The organism is Klebsiella pasteurii (assembly GCF_018139045.1).
In the GTDB taxonomy this organism is placed as follows: domain Bacteria; phylum Pseudomonadota; class Gammaproteobacteria; order Enterobacterales; family Enterobacteriaceae; genus Klebsiella; species Klebsiella grimontii.
Map to the genome: position 1 here is coordinate 4,590,693 of NZ_CP073236.1, position 17,478 is coordinate 4,608,170.

15 protein-coding genes, 1 tRNA gene and 1 pseudogene are annotated in these 17,478 nt (G+C 57.3%); 8 read left to right on the forward strand and 9 right to left on the reverse strand.

All coding sequences use genetic code 11. The annotated features are described in order from the left end of the window. Nucleotides 1–297: 297 nt before the first annotated feature. Genes iolD through iolE form a run of 4 tightly spaced genes read left to right on the forward strand, consistent with a single transcriptional unit; the run spans nucleotide 298 to nucleotide 5,149 of the window. Entirely contained in the window at nucleotides 298–2,238 is a 1,941-nt protein-coding gene (gene iolD, locus KCG39_RS21580) for a 3D-(3,5/4)-trihydroxycyclohexane-1,2-dione acylhydrolase (decyclizing) (RefSeq protein ID WP_142468502.1), read from the forward strand. Between the two features lie 47 nt (nucleotides 2,239–2,285). Further along, nucleotides 2,286–3,299 (forward strand): bifunctional inositol 2-dehydrogenase/D-chiro-inositol 1-dehydrogenase, encoded by a 1,014-nt coding sequence (gene iolG, locus KCG39_RS21585; protein WP_004098145.1) that lies wholly within the window; start codon nucleotides 2,286–2,288, stop codon nucleotides 3,297–3,299. 41 nt (nucleotides 3,300–3,340) lie between these two features. Beyond that, entirely contained in the window at nucleotides 3,341–4,225 is an 885-nt protein-coding gene (locus KCG39_RS21590) for a sugar phosphate isomerase/epimerase family protein (protein ID WP_004098146.1), read from the forward strand. Between the two features lie 24 nt (nucleotides 4,226–4,249). After that, complete coding sequence (iolE, locus tag KCG39_RS21595; RefSeq protein WP_004098147.1) at nucleotides 4,250–5,149, forward strand: myo-inosose-2 dehydratase; 900 nt, start codon at nucleotides 4,250–4,252, stop codon at nucleotides 5,147–5,149. Nucleotides 5,150–5,285: 136 nt separating this feature from the next. Here iolE and KCG39_RS21600 read toward each other — a convergent pair whose 3' ends face one another. The 6 genes from KCG39_RS21600 to ahr form a co-directional block, all read right to left on the reverse strand. Beyond that, complete coding sequence (locus KCG39_RS21600; RefSeq protein WP_142468503.1) at nucleotides 5,286–6,596, reverse strand: ABC transporter substrate-binding protein; 1,311 nt, start codon at nucleotides 6,594–6,596, stop codon at nucleotides 5,286–5,288. Further along, complete coding sequence (locus tag KCG39_RS21605; RefSeq protein ID WP_112166587.1) at nucleotides 6,589–7,662, reverse strand: ABC transporter ATP-binding protein; 1,074 nt, start codon at nucleotides 7,660–7,662, stop codon at nucleotides 6,589–6,591. The genes KCG39_RS21600 and KCG39_RS21605 overlap by 8 nt, the downstream gene beginning before the upstream one ends. A gap of 5 nt (nucleotides 7,663–7,667) precedes the next feature. Next, nucleotides 7,668–8,492, reverse strand: a complete 825-nt coding sequence (locus KCG39_RS21610) for a phosphodiesterase (RefSeq protein ID WP_211811471.1) — start codon at nucleotides 8,490–8,492, stop codon at nucleotides 7,668–7,670. 10 nt (nucleotides 8,493–8,502) lie between these two features. Then, complete coding sequence (locus KCG39_RS21615; protein ID WP_032694864.1) at nucleotides 8,503–9,390, reverse strand: carbohydrate ABC transporter permease; 888 nt, start codon at nucleotides 9,388–9,390, stop codon at nucleotides 8,503–8,505. Further along, nucleotides 9,380–10,252, reverse strand: coding sequence for a carbohydrate ABC transporter permease (locus KCG39_RS21620; protein ID WP_004128303.1), 873 nt, complete (start codon nucleotides 10,250–10,252; stop codon nucleotides 9,380–9,382). Before KCG39_RS21620 ends, KCG39_RS21615 begins: the two co-directional genes overlap by 11 nt. Nucleotides 10,253–10,442: 190 nt before the next feature. Next, a complete protein-coding gene (ahr, locus tag KCG39_RS21625; RefSeq protein ID WP_142468504.1) occupies nucleotides 10,443–11,462 on the reverse strand; it encodes an NADPH-dependent aldehyde reductase Ahr in 1,020 nt (339 codons plus the stop codon). Between the two features lie 234 nt (nucleotides 11,463–11,696). Between ahr and KCG39_RS21630 the strand changes: the two genes are divergently transcribed. From KCG39_RS21630 to KCG39_RS21640, 3 genes and pseudogenes are all read left to right on the forward strand, one after another. Continuing rightward, nucleotides 11,697–11,781 (forward strand) — tRNA-Leu (locus tag KCG39_RS21630). 199 nt (nucleotides 11,782–11,980) lie between these two features. Beyond that, nucleotides 11,981–12,331, forward strand: a pseudogene (locus KCG39_RS21635) (Arm DNA-binding domain-containing protein); the annotation flags it as partial. 100 nt (nucleotides 12,332–12,431) lie between these two features. Further along, nucleotides 12,432–13,567 (forward strand): IS3 family transposase gene (locus KCG39_RS21640; protein ID WP_208431119.1). Its coding sequence is split into 2 segments (ribosomal slippage): nucleotides 12,432–12,678 and nucleotides 12,678–13,567, totalling 1,137 coding nucleotides; the frame shifts between segments, so codons are not numbered across the junction. A gap of 341 nt (nucleotides 13,568–13,908) precedes the next feature. Here the strand turns inward: KCG39_RS21640 and KCG39_RS21645 are convergent. The 3 genes from KCG39_RS21645 to KCG39_RS21655 form a co-directional block, all read right to left on the reverse strand. Further along, nucleotides 13,909–14,343 carry a VOC family protein gene (locus KCG39_RS21645; protein WP_004128365.1) on the reverse strand — a complete coding sequence of 145 codons (435 nt, stop codon included), beginning with the start codon at nucleotides 14,341–14,343 and terminating at the stop codon, nucleotides 13,909–13,911. A gap of 146 nt (nucleotides 14,344–14,489) precedes the next feature. Next, nucleotides 14,490–14,813 carry an endoribonuclease SymE gene (symE, locus tag KCG39_RS21650; protein ID WP_142468123.1) on the reverse strand — a complete coding sequence of 108 codons (324 nt, stop codon included), beginning with the start codon at nucleotides 14,811–14,813 and terminating at the stop codon, nucleotides 14,490–14,492. Nucleotides 14,814–15,102: 289 nt separating this feature from the next. Then, on the reverse strand, nucleotides 15,103–15,807 hold the full coding sequence (locus KCG39_RS21655; protein WP_142468125.1) for a DNA/RNA non-specific endonuclease: 705 nt from the start codon (nucleotides 15,805–15,807) through the stop codon (nucleotides 15,103–15,105). Between the two features lie 473 nt (nucleotides 15,808–16,280). Here KCG39_RS21655 and KCG39_RS21660 point away from each other — a divergent pair, with 473 nt between their 5' ends. Then, nucleotides 16,281–17,312, forward strand: a complete 1,032-nt coding sequence (locus tag KCG39_RS21660; protein ID WP_142468122.1) for a DUF1176 domain-containing protein — start codon at nucleotides 16,281–16,283, stop codon at nucleotides 17,310–17,312. Nucleotides 17,313–17,478 lie beyond the last annotated feature (166 nt).

A 17,478-nucleotide genomic window follows, 5' to 3' on the forward strand; every position in this document is an offset into this window, starting at 1 on the left:
CCGTTTGGATGTGGTCTTTACCTATGATTTTTAAGGGGATATTAAGAGGTGGGCCGCGTAATTTGCGCGTTATCCCGTATACAGGATGCGAATGAAACGGGTGAAATGCATAGAGAGTTTGATCCCTCTCGCAAAATGAAATATTTCTTCTGTATTTCTATTTAATGAAAAAAATGTTTGCCTATAATCCAGAAGTATTCCAGTGGCGTTAACGGTTTCCCTGACTCATCGCTTGTATCGCTGCGCAGGGCAAAACGCTAACCCACACGCAAATACTGACAATAAGGATTGGGCAACATGGGCAAACTGAGACTGACAATGGCGCAGGCGCTGGTGAAGTTCCTGGATAACCAGTACCTGGAAGTCGATGGCGAAGAGCATAAGTTCGTCAAAGGCATCTTTGCTATCTTTGGCCACGGCAACGTGCTGGGAATGGGCCAGGCCCTTGAACAAGATAGCGGTGAAATGCGGGTCTATCAGGGGCGTAACGAGCAAGGGATGGCGCATGTCGCCACCGGTTTTGCCAGACAGTCTTTGCGTCGTCAGATTATTGCCTGTACTTCCTCCATTGGCCCCGGCGCGGCGAATATGATTACCGCCGCCGCGACCGCGACCGCCAACCGCATCCCGCTGCTGCTGCTGCCGGGCGATGTGTTTGCGACCCGCCAGCCTGATCCGGTGCTGCAGCAAATCGAACAGAGCCACGATCTCAGCATTACCACTAACGACGCGTTTCGCGCGGTGAGTAAATATTGGGATCGCATCACCCGTCCGGAACAGCTGATGAGCGCCTGTATCAACGCCATGCGCGTGTTGACCGACCCAGCGGAAACCGGTGCGGTCACGCTCTGTCTGCCGCAGGATGTCCAGGGTGAAGCCTGGGATTATCCGGAATCCTTCTTTACCCGCCGGGTACACCGCCTTGATCGCCGTCCGGCCAGCCCCGCGCAGCTGGCGGATGCCGTGGCGGCGATTAAAGCCAGCCGTAAGCCGCTGATCGTTTGCGGCGGCGGGGTGAAATACTCCGGCGCAGGCGAGGCGTTGACCCGTTTTGCCGAGCGCTACGGCGTGCCGTTTGCCGAAACCCAGGCGGGTAAAGGCAGCGTTGTCTCTTCGCATCCTTATAACGTAGGCGGCGTCGGCGAAACCGGCTGCCTGGCGGCGAACCTGCTGGCGAAAGAGGCGGACTTAGTCATCGGTCTTGGCACGCGTTTCAGCGATTTCACCACCTCATCAAAATGGATTTTCCAGCACCCGGGCGTGCGCTTCCTCAATATCAACGTCAGCAACTTCGACGCCTGGAAGCTGGATGGCATCCCGATGCTGGCGGATGCTCGCGAAGCCCTCACCGCTCTGGACGGCGCCCTGTCCGGCGAATCCTGGCAGGCTGGCTGGGGAGAGCAGATTGAAAGCGTACAGAGCCGCCAGCTGAAAGAGACCCAGCGCGTTTACCAGGCGGTGTGGCAGGAAACCGCTTTCGTCCCGGAAATAGACGACCACCTGGATCGGGAATCGGTGTATCGCGAATTTCGCCAGATAACCGACTCCACCCTGACGCAAAGCAGCGTTCTCGGCGTACTCAACGAAACGCTGCCGGCGGATGCGGTAATTGTGGCGGCGGCGGGTAGCCTGCCGGGAGACCTGCAGCGCGTCTGGCGCAACCGGGCCACCAACACCTATCACGTGGAATACGGCTACTCCTGCATGGGGTATGAAGTCAGCGCCGCGCTGGGCGTGAAGTTAGCCCAACCGCAAAGCGAGGTCTATTCGCTGGTCGGCGACGGCTCGTTCATGATGCTGCACTCCGAGCTGGTCACCTCCCTGCAGGAGCGCGCGAAGATCAACATCGTGCTGCTCGACAACATGGCCAACGGTTGCATTAACAACCTGCAGATGGAGCACGGTATGGACAGCTTCGGCACCGAGTTCCGCTTCCGCTGCGCCGAATCGGGCCAGCTGCAGGGCGGCCTGGTGCCGGTAGATTTCGCCACCGTCGCTGCCGGCTACGGCTGCAAAACCTGGCGCGTCACGACGCTAGAAGAACTGCGCCACGCGCTGGACGCCGCGCGCCGCGAAGCCGTCAGTACCCTGATAGACATTAAAGTGCTGCCGAAAACCATGGTGCACAAATACGGCAGCTGGTGGAACGTCGGCGTCGCGCAGTCTGCGCTCTCCGAGCGGATCCGCAAGGTGGCGCAAATGATCAATGAAAAACGCGCTCAGGCGCGGGATTACTAAACAGAACATAAACCCTGAACCCTACAAATCTCGGGAGAAAACCAACTATGTCACTCAAATTAGGTGTCATCGGTGCCGGCGCTATCGGTAAAGAGCATATCCGTCGTTGCACTCAGGTACTGCAGGGAGCCACGGTCGTTGCGGTTTCGGACATCAACGAAGAGAACGCCCGCGCCGCGGTAGCGCTGCCGGGCGTGCATGCCGAAGTTTATGCCGACGGTCATGACGTGATTAAAGCCAGCGATGTCGATGCCATTCTGGTCACCTCATGGGACCCCACCCACGAAGAGTACACCCTGGCCGCTATCGCCGCCGGGAAGCCGGTGTTCTGCGAGAAGCCGCTGGCGATGAGCGCGGAAGGCTGCCGCCGCATCGTTGATGCGGAAATGAAAGCTGGTCGCCGCCTGGTGCAGGTTGGATTTATGCGCCCTTACGACGAAGGCTATCTGGCGCTGAAAAAAGTGATCGATGACGGCGACATCGGCGCGCCGCTGATGCTGCGCTGCGCGCACCGCAACCAGTCGGTGGGCGAGGATTACATCACCAACATGGCGATCACTAACACCCTGATTCACGAACTGGATGTGCTGCGCTGGCTGCTGAATGACGACTATGTTTCCGTGCAGGTGCGCTTCCCGCGCTCCACGTCCCACACCCACGCGCGCCTGAAAGACCCGCAGATCGTATCGTTTGAAACCAAAAAAGGCACACTGATCGACGTGGAAGTCTTCGTGAACTGCCAGTACGGCTACGACATCCAGTGTGAAGTGGTAGGGGAAACCGGGATTGCCCGCCTGCCTGAGCCGTCGGCCGTGCAGATGCGCAAAGCCGCTAATCTGTCGACCGCTATCCTGACCGACTGGAAGGATCGCTTTATCAAAGCGTATGACGTTGAGCTGCAGGCCTTTATCAATGATGTTCAGGCCGGCCAGCTGCACGGCCCATCGGCGTGGGATGGCTATGCGGCGTCCGTTGCTGCCGACGCCTGTATCAAAGCCCAGGAAACCAGCGAGCCGGTTGAGGTGACGCTGCCGGAATGCCCGGCATTCTACAAACGCTAATCCCGCTTTGCTGACGGAACTTCTTTGCACAGGTAACGACGATGAAAATTGCTTTTGACGTTGATGTCATTAAAGACCTCGGGGTAACCCGAATGGTCCATCAGGTGGCGGAGTGGGGCTACAAGTACATTGAGCAATCGCCGCACCCGCAGATCAACCCGTTCTACAAGCACCCGCGGGCCAGCCGGGAAATTATGGCTGAGTACAAGCAGGCGCTGCGCGATACCGGCGTGGAGCTCTCTTCGTTTATCTGCGTCTACCGCTGGTCCGGTCCGGATGAGCTGCGCCGTCAGGCGGCAGTGAAAAACTGGAAACGGCTGATCGAAATCGCGGTTGAAATGGGTGTACAGGTGATCAACACCGAGTTTTCCGGCGATCCTAACCAGCCGGAGATTTGCGATGAGATGTTCTATCGCTCCATGGAAGAGCTGCTGCCGATTTTTGAGCGCGAAGGCATCCGCGTTGAAATTCAGGCACATCCGTGGGACTTCTGCGAAGAGAACAACGAAACCGTCGATATTGTGAAGTCGTTTCGCAGCGATAACGTTAAGTACGTTTACAGCGTCCCGCACACCTTCTTCTATGACAAAGGCGTGGGTGATGTTGAGAAGATGCTGCGCTACGCGGGAAGCGATCTCTCCCATGTGCTGATCGCGGATACCCGCAACCATACAAAACATTGCCGCTATATCGTTAACCCGCCGGGCGTAGATGCCGTCGTTCACCAGCACGTGGGCGTCGGGGAAGGGGATGTTGATTTCGACGCGCTGTTCCGCACTCTGCGCGATATGAAATTTGCCGAGCAGACCTTCAAGGTCGGCGGTGAGCCTATTGTGGCCACCTCGCTGTTCGGTTACCCGGAAAAAATGAAATACCAGGCAGTGGAAACCCGTGAACTCATCGAACGTGAATTGCTGCGCCGGTAAGGCGCAGCGGCAGGAGCCCCTACTATGAACAAAGATAACGTAAAACTGGCTATCGCCCCGATTGGCTGGACTAACGACGATATGCCGGAGCTGGGCAGCGAAAATACTTTCCAGCAAATCGTCAGCGAAATGGCGCTGGCGGGCTTTACCGGCAGCGAAGTCGGCAGCAAATATCCACGCGATCCGGCGGTTCTCAAGCCGATGCTGGATATCCGCGGCATTCAGATTTGCAACGCCTGGTTCAGCACCTTTTTTGCTAACGGCCAGCGGGAAAAGACCATTGATGAATTCGTTAACCACATGAATTTCCTGCATGCTATGGGCGCAAAAGTGATCGGCTGCTCGGAGCAGAGCGGCAGCATCCAGGGGCTGGAAAAGCCCATCCTGGAGAATGCGAAACCGTGCTTTAGCGAAGAAGAGTGGCAGCGGGTGGCGGAAGGCTATAACACCCTCGGTCGTCTGGCGGCGGAAAAGGGCATGCAGGTCTGTCTGCATCACCATATGGGCACAGGTATCCAGACGACGGCAGAGATCGACAAGTTTATGTCGCTGGTGGATGACAAAGTCTTCCTGCTCTACGATACCGGGCACGCCTGGTATTCCGAAGGCGGCGAAGAGCCGATGCTGGCGATTCTGAAAAAATATCTGCCACGCATTAACCATGTCCACCTGAAAGACGTGCGTCCGCCGGTGATCGAGCAGGTGCGTCGCGAAGGGCTCTCCTTCCTTGACGGCGTGAAGAAGGGGACCTTCACCGTGCCGGGAGACGGCGTCATTGATTTCCGTCCGGTGTTTAAACTGCTGGACGAACATGGCTATAAAGGCTGGATGGTGGTTGAGGCCGAGCAGGATCCGGCGCTGGCCAACCCATTCGAATACGCCGTAAAAGCGCGCAAATATATCCGCGAGACGGCAGGAATCTAATCGTTGTTTTATTTTCAGGCCATACGTCGTATGGCCTGCTTTTTTTCCTCTGTCGTGACATTGCCTGGTGGCGAATAAGCGACGCTGTACGCGTTTCCCTCTCCTTTTGGGAGAGGTGCAGGGAGAGGGAAAAGTTTTACTTCACTTCCGCCAGCGCGGTCTTATCGACGTAGGGCTTCATCAGCGCATCGGCTTCCTTCTGCGCCGCCTGCACCGCGGCTTCCGGGGTAACGCTGGCATCGTTGACCACCGCGGCCAGCTGGTTTTCCATCGCTTTACGCACGGCAACGGTCTCCCAGGTGGAGTACCACGGATGGGCATACTTCAGCTGTTCGAGGGCGATAGCCGCGCGCGGATCCTGCTGCAGATACGTCTTCATTTCCGGCGTATCGTAGGCGGCCTTACGCGGGGAGAAGTAGCCGGTAAAGCGGCTCCAGGCGCCGTTGACCTGCGGGCTCACCAGATATGTCAGGAACTGGTACGCCGCTTTTTTCTGCGCGTCGTTGATGCCCTTGAAGCTCACCAGGCTGGCGCCGCCGATCGGTACCGCCCGCTGCTCTTTGGCCGGCAGCATCGCCACGCCCAGCTCAAAATCTTTGCTGTTCTCGCGCATAAAGCCCAGTGCGCCGGTGCTCAGCATCGCCATTCCAACTTTGCCGGAGAAGAAGCTGGCGCCAATCTGTTTCGAATTCAGCACGCCGGAAGGCATGACTTTGTCTTTATAGACCAGGTTCTGCCAGAAGCGCAGGGCGCCGATGGTGGTTGGCGTGTTGTAATAGACTTCGCCGGGATAGTCCTCGTTAAAGTATTTCCCGCCGTTGGCGCGCACCAGCGCCGAGAAGATCCAGCCGCCGTAATCATCGTTGGTCGACGGCAGCATGATCCCCCACTGGCCTTTGCTTTCGTCGGTCAGCTTTCTGGCGTCCGCCAGCAGCTCGGCCCAGGTTTGCGGCGGCTGCTTGATCCCGGCCCGATCGAACATCGTTTTGTTGTAGTAGAGGATCGGCGTCGAGTTATGGAACGGGATCGCATAGGTGGTGCCCATCACCTGGGCGTTTTTATGCATTGCGGGCCAGAACGCCTTCACCAGGAAATCCCCGGCTTTTTGATCGCCATACTGGAACAGCTCGTCCATCGGCAGGATCTCATCCTTCAGCGCCAGATCGGTGGTGAAGTTGGCGGACATAATCACCAGCGCGGGCGGCTGCCCAGCCTTCTGCGCCGATTCGGCTTTGATCTTGGTGGTGTCGTAGTTGCCGGTAAAGATCCCGCGCACTTCGACATCCTGCTGCGACTCGTTGAATTGCTTAATGACGCGGGTCATCTCCATGGTCAGCTTGCCGTCCACCGGCGCCGGAAACATGAAGTCGATCTTCTCTTTCGCCAGCGCCGCGCCGCTCAGGGCAAGGCTGAGCCCAACCGCGAGAGCGGTGAGAGGTTTAAACATGGTCTGTCTCCATCAGTAAATTATGCTGTTTCTCAGCATGAAAAAGATGCACATCGGCAGGTGAAAAGCCGAGGATCAGCGAATCGCCTTTCTCCGGCACCGCGCCGCGATGGCGACGGCTAAAGCGTAAGGTGCCGATGGGGGTGCTGACGTGGAGCAAATAATCGGCTCCCATCAGTTCTCGTTGCAGCACGGTGGCGGGCAAGCGCAGATGGTTCTCTTCCACGCGGTCGCTGATATGTTCCGGGCGAATGCCTAACCACACCCGGGGTTCATCACGGTAGCGCGGCGGCAGCGGATAGCGCAGCTCACCCAGTAATACCTCACCATCAGCGCAGGGCAGTGAGAGCAGATTCATCGCCGGAGATCCGATAAATCCGGCGACAAACAGGTTGGCCGGGTTGGCGTACAGATACTCCGGTCGCCCGACCTGCTGTACGTGGCCGCCGTTCATCACCACGATGCGGTCGGCCATCGACATCGCTTCCGTCTGGTCATGGGTGACGTAGACGGTGCTGGTTCTGAGCTGCTGGTGGAGGTCCATAATGCTGTCGCGTACTTCGCTACGCAGGCGGGCGTCGAGGTTGGAGAGCGGCTCATCCATCAGGAACAGGCGCGGATTGCGCACAATCGCCCGCGCCATCGCCACCCGCTGCCGCTGGCCGCCGGAGAGCTTCGCCGGTTTGCGATCGAGCAGCGTCTCCAGCTGCAGCATCTGCGCGACTTTATCTACCCGCGGCTGCCAACCGCTTTTTTCTTCCTTGCGTACCTTCATGCCGAAGGTGATGTTGTCGCGCACCGACAGGTGCGGAAACAGCGCATAGTTCTGGAAGATCATCGCGAAATTACGCTCTCTGGGCGACATGTCGGTGATGTTCTCATCGTGCAGCCAGATCTCCCCCTCGCTGACCGGCTCCAGCCCGGCGAGCAGGCGCAGCAGGGTGCTTTTACCGCAGCCGGACGGGCCCACCAGCACCACGAATTCCCCTTCGCGAATATCCAGCGACAGGGCGCTGAGAGCAGGTTTACCATCAAACTGTTTACTGATGTTTTGCAGACTAAGCATGGCGTTTAGCAATCTTCCGTTGGGCAGCTGATATTTTCGTCGTACATCCACGGTCCGGCGTAGTGGGTTAGAGGATGCTGATAGCTCACCCACTGCTCGTCGACCTGGCGATGCATCAGGCACGACGCCGGAGAGAGGTCGTAATACGGACGGGTATCTTCATGAAAATAGGGCACCTGGTGGACGGTTCCCGGGATGGTGGAGATGATGGCCTGGCGATACTGGGTCATGGTCAGGCTGTGGTTATGGCCGCAGAAAATGCGCGTCAGCGACGGGAAACGTTCAATCAGCGCCAGCAGACGATGGCCGTTTTCGCAGGCGATAGGGTCCATCTGCGCGTTGCCCAGCGGCAGCGGCGGATGATGCATAAACACCGCCGTCGGTTTATCGCCGCCATCAAACAGTTGAGCCTCAAGCCACTTGATGGTTTCCTCGGTCAGCCAGCCTTTCGACGTACCCGCCCGGCTGGAGTCGATAAACAGCAGGCGAGTGGCAAAATCGTCTACCGCGTAGTGCATATTTTGCGCGTCGCGGCCGAGCTGCGGGCACAGCGGATGCAGATATTCCAGAAACAGCGCTTTATCGTCGTGGTTGCCGGGAATGAGATACAGCGGATAGTTCAGGCTGCCGAGGATCTGGCGGGCGACCTCATACTCTTCCGGGCGGCCGCAGTTGACGATATCGCCGCTCACCACCACCGCGTCCGGACGCTCCTGCAGGGCGTTCAACAGGGAGACGACGTCGGCATTGGCGGCGTTGACGTCAATAAAGCCGTACAGCTTCTGGCCGCGGCTGCGGAAATGGGTATCGGAAATTTGCGCTAACAGCATGAAGAGCTCCTTATTTGATCCCGGAGAAGCCGAAGCTTCGCAGGAACTGTTTCTGGAAGAGGATGAAGGCTAGCATCAGCGGCAGGCAGACCATCAGCGTGCCGGCGCCAATGATGCCCCACTGACCGCCGGATTCTGCGCCCATGGCGAACGAGACCAGTCCCACGGTGAGCACCTGTTTGTCCGGGTCGTTCAGCATCATCAGCGGCCACAGATACTCGTTCCAGTGGTAGGTAATGCTGACGGTGGCGAAGGCCAGCACCGACGGCCAGGACATCGGCAGCAGCACGCGGAACAGCACCTGCCACCAGCGACAGCCCTCCATCAGCGCCGCCTCTTCCAGCTCTTTGGGGATAGACAGAAACGCCTGACGCATCAGGAACACGCCGAACGCCGAGGTGAAGTAGGGCATCATCACCCCGGTGAGGGTGTTGAGCAGGCCGAAGGTTTTCAGGGTCAGCATGTTCGGCACCATCATCACCACCGGCATGATCATCAACTGGACGAGGAACATCAGGAACAGCGTCTTCTTGCCGCGGAACTCGTGGCAGGCGAAGACGTAGCCGGCGGTGGTGATGGTTAACAGCTGCACGAAGAAGGTGCCGAAGGTGAAGATAAGGGTGTTGGCGTAGAGGCTCAGCCAGTCGGCGCTGGCCCAGGCATCACGGAAGTTATCCAGCGTCAGCGGCATACGGGGCAGCAGCGAGGCCATATCCTCGCCGAAGGTCGTGGCGCTGAACGAGGTCGCCAGCATCCATAAAAACGGACTCATCCACAGCAGCGCCAGGCAGCACATTAATACCGTGAGCGTAAAGGGCTGCGAGCGGCGCAGGCGCAGCCAGAGCGGGCGCGATGCGCTGTGCGATCGCAGCGCCAGCGGCGAGATTTCAGCGCTCATAGTGCGCTCCTTTCTCCAGCAGTTTGAGGTTAATCAGCGAGAAGGCAAACAGCCCGGCCAGCGTCAGGAAGGTGGCGGCGGAAGCTTTACCTAAATCATGGGTGTCCCAGGCGAGGTTCTGGATGTAGTAGAGCAGCACGGTCGTGGCGTTATCCGGCCCGCCGCGGGTCATCACCGCCACGTGGTCGATCTGGGTGATAGAGTAGATCAGCGCCGTGGTTATCACGAAGCTCAGGGTCGGGCGCAGCAGCGGCAGCGTGACCTTAAAGAACACCTGCGTGCGGGTGGCGCCTTCCATGATCGCCGCTTCGCGCGTGGAGGCCGGAATGCTTTGCAACCCGGCGAGGAAAAACAGCATGTAGTAACCGGCGAACTTCCACACGCCAATCAGCGCCAGCGCCAGCAGCGCGCTATTGCTGCGCCCCAGCCAGTTGTTGTTCATCGGGCCGAACAGCTTCGCCAGATAGTGGTCGAGCAGGCCCAGGCCGGGCATAAAGATAAACAGCCACAGCGCGGCGGCGCTGACCATCGGGATAATCATCGGGAAGAAGAAGGCGGTGCGCAGCCAGCGGTTGACGCGGTGATTCTCGGTCAGGGCGACCGCCAGCAGCAGGGCGAGGGTCACGCCCGGTACCACCGTCAGCAGGATATAAAGCAGGTTATTCACCAGCGACTGCCAGAAGACGCTGTCGGCGAACAGACGACTAAAGTTCTCCAGCCCGACATACTGGCCGCCGTCGCTGACCATGCGGGTATCGAACAGGCTGTCATAGACCGATCGCCCGAGCGGGAACCAGGTAAACAGTAATAAAAACAGCAGGGAAGGCGACAGTATCAGCCAGGGGAGCCAGGTTTTTCTCATGGTGGCGGACGTCTCATTCAGGCGTTTGTAGAAGCCCGGATTGTGAGAAGGATTGACTGCAAACGTATGGCGGGGAGATGACGGTTTAATGACCAGGGAAACAAGCGCCGGGCAGACGGGCCGCCCGGCATCACCCCGGTCAGTGGCGTTCAGGCCGCGCGGCTGCGGCCTGAAGCATGACGAGGAACGATCAGAAGTCGGCTTTCAGCACCACGCGGTAGCGGGCCTTGCCCTCGCGAACGTGCTTCAGCGCCTCGTTGATCTGCGACATCGGGAACAGCTCGGTGGTCGGCGCGACTTTGCTGCGTCCGGCAAATTTCATCAGCTTGCGCAGCTCGGCCGGGTTGCCGGTGGCCGAACCGGAGATGCTGCGGTCGCCGCCAATCAGGGTAAAAGCGGGGACCGGGAACGGCTTCATTACCGCGCCGACGGTGTGGAAGTTGCCGCCGTACGCCAGCGCTTCAAAGTACGGCTGCCAGTCGAGGTCGACGGCGACGGTGTTGATAATCAGGTCGAACTGGCCGGCCAGCGCCTTTAAGGCTTCGGGATCGCGGCTGTTCACCACGCGATCGGCGCCCATTGCCAGCACTTCCTGCTCTTTCGCCGGATTGGAGCTAAAGGCGGTGACTTCCGCGCCCATCGCGTGCAGCAGCTTGATGGCGATATGGCCGAGGCCGCCAATGCCGATGACGCCGACGCGGCTGTTCGCCGTGACGTGATGCATCAGCAGCGGTTTGAAGACGGTAATGCCGCCGCAGAGCATCGGCCCGGCGGATTCGAGATCGACGTTTTCCGGCAGCGGGATCACCCATTGCCAGTCGGCGCGCAGCTTATCGGCGAAGCCGCCGCGGTTGATGATGGTGGGCACCGAGCCTTCCAGACAGTTCACGTGGTTGCCGCTGATACAGGCGTCGCAGTGGCCGCAGCTGCGCGCCGTCCAGCCAATACCGACCTTCTGGCCAACCTTCATCCCTTTATCCTGCGCCGCGCTGCCCAGCGCCGCCACCCGGCCAATCACCTCGTGACCGGCCACCAGCGGATAGCTCGACATGCCCCATTCGTTGTCGATCATCGACAGGTCGGAGTGGCAGATCCCGCAGTACTCCACCTGCACTTCGACATCTTCCGGCTTAAGGTCGCCGGCATCGTACTCCCACAGCGACAGATCGGCGCCCGCTTCTTTGGCGGCGTAACTTTTAATAGTGCTCATGACAGTTTCCTTGGGTTTGGCGTAGTTAAGAAGGAAGTGTAGAGCATGGGGCGAGGGGACGCTTGGCAGAAGGAGGGGGGATGGGGGGTTATAGAGGAGGGCAAAATGTACCCTGAAGAGGCTAACACACTGAGCCGATGAAAAATTCATCACTTGGTGGCAGGTGAATGCAACGTTGCTTGCATGGCAGCGTGCGACAGGTATAATCCAGAACGTTTTCCGTATCCTTTCCGTGCCGGAGTGGCGAAATCGGTAGACGCAGTTGATTCAAAATCAACCGTAGAAATACGTGCCGGTTCGAGTCCGGCCTTCGGCACCATCGGAACATCAATAGACGTCAACGGACGTCTTTTTTTGTGCCTGAAATCCATGCCACACAAGGCTTTCCGCGATTTTCCTTTCAACAGAAGTCAATCTGAGTCAACCCACATCAAGTCGCTTGTGAGTATAGAACCGAGTATATATGCTGGTTCGATAATGCTTATATACTCACGGCAGCACATGGAAGGAGAACTTTTATGGCTCTGACAGATATCAAAGTGCGTTCTGCAAAACCGCAGGAAAAGGAGTACACCCTTGTCGATGGGGATGGCATGTTTTTGCTGATTCACCCCAACGGCTCAAAATACTGGCGGTTCCGCTTTCGCTTTGGTGGTAAGCAGCACCTAATGGCGTTTGGTGTTTATCCTGAAACATCACTAGCCGATGCGAGGCAGAAGAGGGAAGAGGCCAGAAAGCTTGTTGCTGCTGGTATCGATCCTCGCGAACACAAACGTGCTGTGAAAGAAGAACAGGCGAAAGAAAATATTACCTTTGAGTCAGTTGCCAGAGAGTGGCATGCCACTAACAAGAAGTGGTCAGAGGAACACTGGACTGACCCCGCCCCGGTAGACGATCCTGCCCTATAGTTTGGACTGACCCCGCCCCGGTAGACGATCCTGCCCTATAGTTTGAGCATAGGAGGAGCGTATGGGCACACCACGATTTACACCTGAATTTAAGGAAGAAGCCGTCCGTCAGATAACGGAACGCGGTTATTCCGTCGCCGAAGTTTCTGACCGGCTGGGCGTTTCAGCACACAGTCTCTATAAGTGGTTACGGGCTATTAAACCCGATAACAGCGAGCAGCATGCCCGTGATTTACTGGAAGCGAAAAGCGAGATCCTGAAGCTCAGGGCCCAACTGAAGCGCACTGAGGAAGAACGGGACATACTGAAAAAGGCCGCGCGGTACTTTGCAAGGGAGCCCGACTGAAGTACCGCTTTATCAATGAGCACCGCTCTGTATGGGGTGTCATGACGATGTGTCGGGTGTTGTGCGTTGCCCGGGCCGGGTTTTATGCGTGGCTGCATAACCCGGTCTCCGCGCGGGATAAAGATAACCAGCGTCTGCTGACGCTTATCCGTGACTCCTATTCACTGAGCGGAGGCGTATACGGTTACCGCCGGGTTCATGGCGACCTGAACGAAATCGGGGAAATCTGCGGTAAAAACCGGGTGGGCCGCATTATGCAACTGAACCGGATTAAAGCCGTGCGCGGCTATAAAGCTCCGCGTCGTATCGCTGGCCGACCTTCAGTGGTTGCGCCTAATCGTGTGCAGCGGCAGTTTACCGTTGTCCGGGCCAATCAGGTCTGGGTCACCGATATTACTTATATCCGCACCTGGCAGGGCTGGCTGTATCTGGCGGTGGTTATCGATCTCTTCGCCCGTAATGTGGTCGGTTGGTCGATGAAACCCACTCTCTCACGCGAACTGGCGCTCGACGCGCTGATGATGGCCGTGTGGCGTCGAAAACCGGACGGCGAGGTTATCGTACATAGCGATCAGGGCAGCCAGTACGGTAGTGACGACTGGCAGCGCTTCTGCCGGGCCAATAACCTGGCGCCGAGCATGAGCAGGCGTGGCAACTGCTGGGATAATGCGGTGGCCGAATCGTTCTTCAGTTCGCTGAAAAAAGAACGGATCAGAAAACGCATATATAAAACCAGGGATCTGGCCCGGGCGGATATCTTCGATTACATTGAAGTGTTCTACAACCGGACCCGGCGTCACAGCCACCTCGGCGGCGTCAGTCCGGAGGCCTTTGAACAGGCCTCGTCGTGAGGACAGGAAATGTCTACTGTTGTGGGGTCAGTCCACAACGGCTCGGAAGTGTCTAGATTATCCGTGGCGATTCAGGACATCACTTTTCCCGCCCAGTCGATGATCTTTTTAGCCACATATAAAATCGCGGGTAGCAAAACCAGCTTTGCAATATCTATCTCGTTAATGGCTCCCATCGTTATTCCTTTATAAAATGAATACGCAATGAATTTACAGCACTGAATTTATTTTATGTAGCCCTCATTATTATGAGGGCTTCGATATGGCTAATTCCTGGGCTGGCTCCTGGTCTGACTTAATGCCAACCGCCCAATACGGCCCCTGCCCGGAGGCCGTTATACTTAAAGACTGAAGCCAATCTCCACCGATGCCGCACTGCGTTCCCCCTCGCCATGGTAAACCGCTTCGATGTTGTTACCATCGGGATCGAGTACAAAGGCCGCGTAGTATCCCGGGTGATAAGTTCGCTCACCGGGTGCGCCGTTATCACTGCCGCCGTGTGCCAGCGCTGCCTGGTAAAAAGTATCCACCGTCTCACGATCCCTGGCCTGGAAAGCCAGGTGATGCCGTCCTGTCGGCTTACCTGCGGAACCGGGGCTATTAATCGATGAAACAACAAGCTCATCAGCCCAAAAATAATCGTCGTAGGTATTCACAACAGGGATCTCAAGGACCGCCAGCACGGCTGTATAAAACGCTTTGCTGGCCTCGAAATCATTTACCACAAGCTGGATATGGTCGATAAGCCTGCCGCGATGTAAAAGGTAAGTCTCCATGATGGTTTCCTCATTCAGTCGTATTAACAGGTGCTTATCCGTTATCTAAAAGGAACATTGTACGGATTTGATGGATAAGTACAGGTCCGGAGTGGCGATATAGAGCATGACATTAAAATCCTGTCTGTCACCGCAATCCTGACCCCTCAACCCCGTCCCCCAATCACCCCGATAAACTCTCTGACCTGCTTCTGCTTCCTGGCCGACAGCTTCTCCACCCTGCGCATCGCGGCTTCCAGCTCCGGTTCCGGCTCAACTGCCGTCAGCACAATACAGCCATCCATCACCCGCACCTCCACCCGGGTGCTGGTCGAAAACCCTGCCGCCGCCAGCCACTCGCCCTTCATGATCAGCGCCGGAACAAGACGACGATCTGGCAAACGTCTCACATAACTCACCGTCAACTGACGCTTATTTTTCGGCGACACTTCTGGATCAAACGAATCTACAATACAATCAGCATTAGTCATGGTTGCTATTCCTGGTAAATAGTAATTGTGATCAGCGGTGCGGGTGTGTTGGCGCACATTCGCACCGCGCTAAATAACACCTGTAAACCTAACCAGTAATAAAAATAAAGTCCAGACTTTAATCGGACAAAATAAACGCCTTTAACTGCGAATTAAGAATTAACAGAATGCGTGCATCTATTAATTAGCACCTGTTGAAAATGTTTTTCCTGATATTGCTGAAATAACCGCAAAGCAGATTCAAAAAATAAAAGCGAGATAATGCGCGCAACAGGATGCCCATGCCCAATTACGGGCACCCCATCTCTTTTGCCAGCATCCCCTTCCGGAACTTCAGGCGGCGGGCGATACCTGCCGGCAGGGCGGACCAGAACGAGAGCGCCGGATGAGTCCGCCGCTCAATCTCCTCCACCGTCACTTGATAATCACAAAAACTGGCGCTTTTGGGCGTCGCCTGATCCAGCAAAAACGCCGCGTGTTCGCCTTTATCCGGACTGGAGCCGATAAAAATAATCTTCCAGTAGCCGCTGGGAAGCTCCACCTCGGGCGCGGCGGGCAGGGTGGCGATATGCCGTTCGAACAGCGGCCCGGTAACGGACCACACCGCCGCCACGTCGCGGCGCTCGGCGAGGGCGCGCTCCTTATCCTCCAGCCGCGCCCACGCCCCCTGATTCAGGTCGGAGGCCTGCGGGGTGATATTGGAAAGATAGTTTAACGCCTGCCAGTCTGCGCTGGCACCCAGTCCGGCGAGCGGCGCCTGATGCCCGCGATCGACCGCCAATGCTGCGCTGGCCCCTTTGTATGCCGCGGGGGCAAGGGTATCCGCAGCGGGTAAATCCGGATCGCGCTTCCAGCTGCGCGAACGCCCGCTGGCCAGGCTGGCTTTGGTGATTTTATACGCCACCCAATTAGCGAATTTGCGCTGGCTGTTGTTATTGAGCGTATAGGCTTCGCGAACCAGCGTCTGCGCGCTTCCGCCGGTCGGGCAGCCCACTTCACAATGATCCACGCCGGATGATGCGGCAGCGCACGCGACGGCAAAAAATAGCGACGGCAGTACGCTGAATACTCGGGATAGCTTCATATTATTGATGACGTCAAAGAAAAGATGAACCGATGCATAAAAGAACCCCCTGAATAACCAGAGCGGAATTCAGCTATGAATCGCAAAGATGAAGTGAGAGCGTAAAAAGAGTTAGCCGGTCGCAGCCGCGCGGAATATCACAAGATGATTTAACATCACGGCGGATGTTATTTTGTGATCCCGGAAATGATGTTGAATGAGGTAATCAGACTCTCAGCCCGCTATTTTCAGCCGGGCTGAACGGGCGGGAATATGCCTGACGACGCGTAAAGCCGTACTGCATCCATGTCGTTGTCTGAAAAAATATCGCGGCAGGGGAAAACGCTTCTCTCTGAGCGGGGGATTACTCAGACTACGCGGATGACCGATTAAGGAGGGAAGGTATGAAAAAGGAACTCTGGAGAGGCGTGCTGGCACTGGCCGTACTTAGCCTCCCCGCGCTGGCGAAAACAGGCGTTTCATTCAGCCACAAAGACTGGGAAGTGGTGTGCGATAATACGCTGACCTGCCGGGCGGCGGGATACAGCGCTGAAGAAGGAAGCGGAGGTTCGGTGCTGCTGACCCGCCAGGCCGGAGCGGGTACCGCCCTCTCGGGAGAGCTGATGCTGGTGGAGGTGACCGACAGCGACGTTCTGCCGGGCAAACTGACGCTGTGGATCAACGGCCAGCCGGCAGGCGATGTGAAGCCCGCAAAAGAGAGCTGGCCGCTGTCGGAGAAACAGGCCCGGGCGATCGTTAACGCCATCAAAGGCAGCGGGAAGGTCGAATTTACAGGCGGGGAGGCGCCGTTTGAGCTTTCCGGCGAAGGTGCTTACGCGGTACTGCTGAAAATGGACGATGTTCAGGGGCGAATCGGCACGCCGGGCGCGTTGACCAAAAAAGGCGACAGGCCGGAAAGCAGCGTCCGGGCGGCGATTCCTGCCCCGGTCATTCACCGGGTCATGCCTGATAAGGCGCAGGAGAGAGCGTTAACCGCGCCTGAGCTGGCGGTGCTCAAGCCGAAGCTTCTGGCCACGCTAAATAACGATGATTGGTGCGATCGCCTCCAGCCAGAGGAGGGGGAGGAGGCTGAAACCATCAGCCTGACGCCGCTGGATAACGCGCATTCCCTGATTTCGGCCTTGTGCTGGCGGGCGGCCTATAACGAGGGATACGGCTATTGGGTTGTGGATAGCAAACTTGAGAGTAATCCAACGCTTATTACGGTTTCCGGTTCTGAGTATGGTGACGGCGAGATTTTTATGAGCCAGAAAGGGCGAGGGCTTGGCGATTGCTGGGGGACGGCGAGCTGGCTCTGGGATGGCACAACGTTCCGCAAAAGCCGTGAAGCGACCACCGGGATGTGCCGCTATCTTCGCCTCGGCGGAACATGGGATCTCCCCACCTGGGTGACCGAGGTTAAACCGGCAAAGTGAAATCACGCGGCCAGAATCTCTCCCGGCACACACGCCGACAGAGAGGACAGGGAAGGATCTTAACGATCGTCCGCGTAGCGGGATCGCGATCGACAGCGCCAGTGGCGTCAGAAAACTGACGCCTTGTTCAAAATAACAGCGCGGCTAATGTATTGCTAACTCGAAT

Excerpts from the sequence above, each read along its gene's own strand:
- KCG39_RS21605 (WP_112166587.1), bottom strand. The coding sequence starts at position 7,662 with ATGCTTAGTCTGCAAAACATCAGTAAACAGTTTGATGGTAAACCTGCT.
- KCG39_RS21645 (WP_004128365.1), bottom strand. The coding sequence starts at position 14,343 with ATGGAGACTTACCTTTTACATCGCGGCAGGCTTATCGACCATATCCAG.
- KCG39_RS21615 (WP_032694864.1), bottom strand. The coding sequence starts at position 9,390 with ATGAGCGCTGAAATCTCGCCGCTGGCGCTGCGATCGCACAGCGCATCG.
- ahr (WP_142468504.1), bottom strand. The coding sequence starts at position 11,462 with ATGAGCACTATTAAAAGTTACGCCGCCAAAGAAGCGGGCGCCGATCTG.
- iolG (WP_004098145.1), top strand. The coding sequence starts at position 2,286 with ATGTCACTCAAATTAGGTGTCATCGGTGCCGGCGCTATCGGTAAAGAG.
- KCG39_RS21620 (WP_004128303.1), bottom strand. The coding sequence starts at position 10,252 with ATGAGAAAAACCTGGCTCCCCTGGCTGATACTGTCGCCTTCCCTGCTG.
- iolD (WP_142468502.1), top strand. The coding sequence starts at position 298 with ATGGGCAAACTGAGACTGACAATGGCGCAGGCGCTGGTGAAGTTCCTG.
- symE (WP_142468123.1), bottom strand. The coding sequence starts at position 14,813 with ATGACTAATGCTGATTGTATTGTAGATTCGTTTGATCCAGAAGTGTCG.
- KCG39_RS21610 (WP_211811471.1), bottom strand. The coding sequence starts at position 8,492 with ATGCTGTTAGCGCAAATTTCCGATACCCATTTCCGCAGCCGCGGCCAG.
- KCG39_RS21600 (WP_142468503.1), bottom strand. The coding sequence starts at position 6,596 with ATGTTTAAACCTCTCACCGCTCTCGCGGTTGGGCTCAGCCTTGCCCTG.
- iolE (WP_004098147.1), top strand. The coding sequence starts at position 4,250 with ATGAACAAAGATAACGTAAAACTGGCTATCGCCCCGATTGGCTGGACT.
- KCG39_RS21660 (WP_142468122.1), top strand. The coding sequence starts at position 16,281 with ATGAAAAAGGAACTCTGGAGAGGCGTGCTGGCACTGGCCGTACTTAGC.
- KCG39_RS21590 (WP_004098146.1), top strand. The coding sequence starts at position 3,341 with ATGAAAATTGCTTTTGACGTTGATGTCATTAAAGACCTCGGGGTAACC.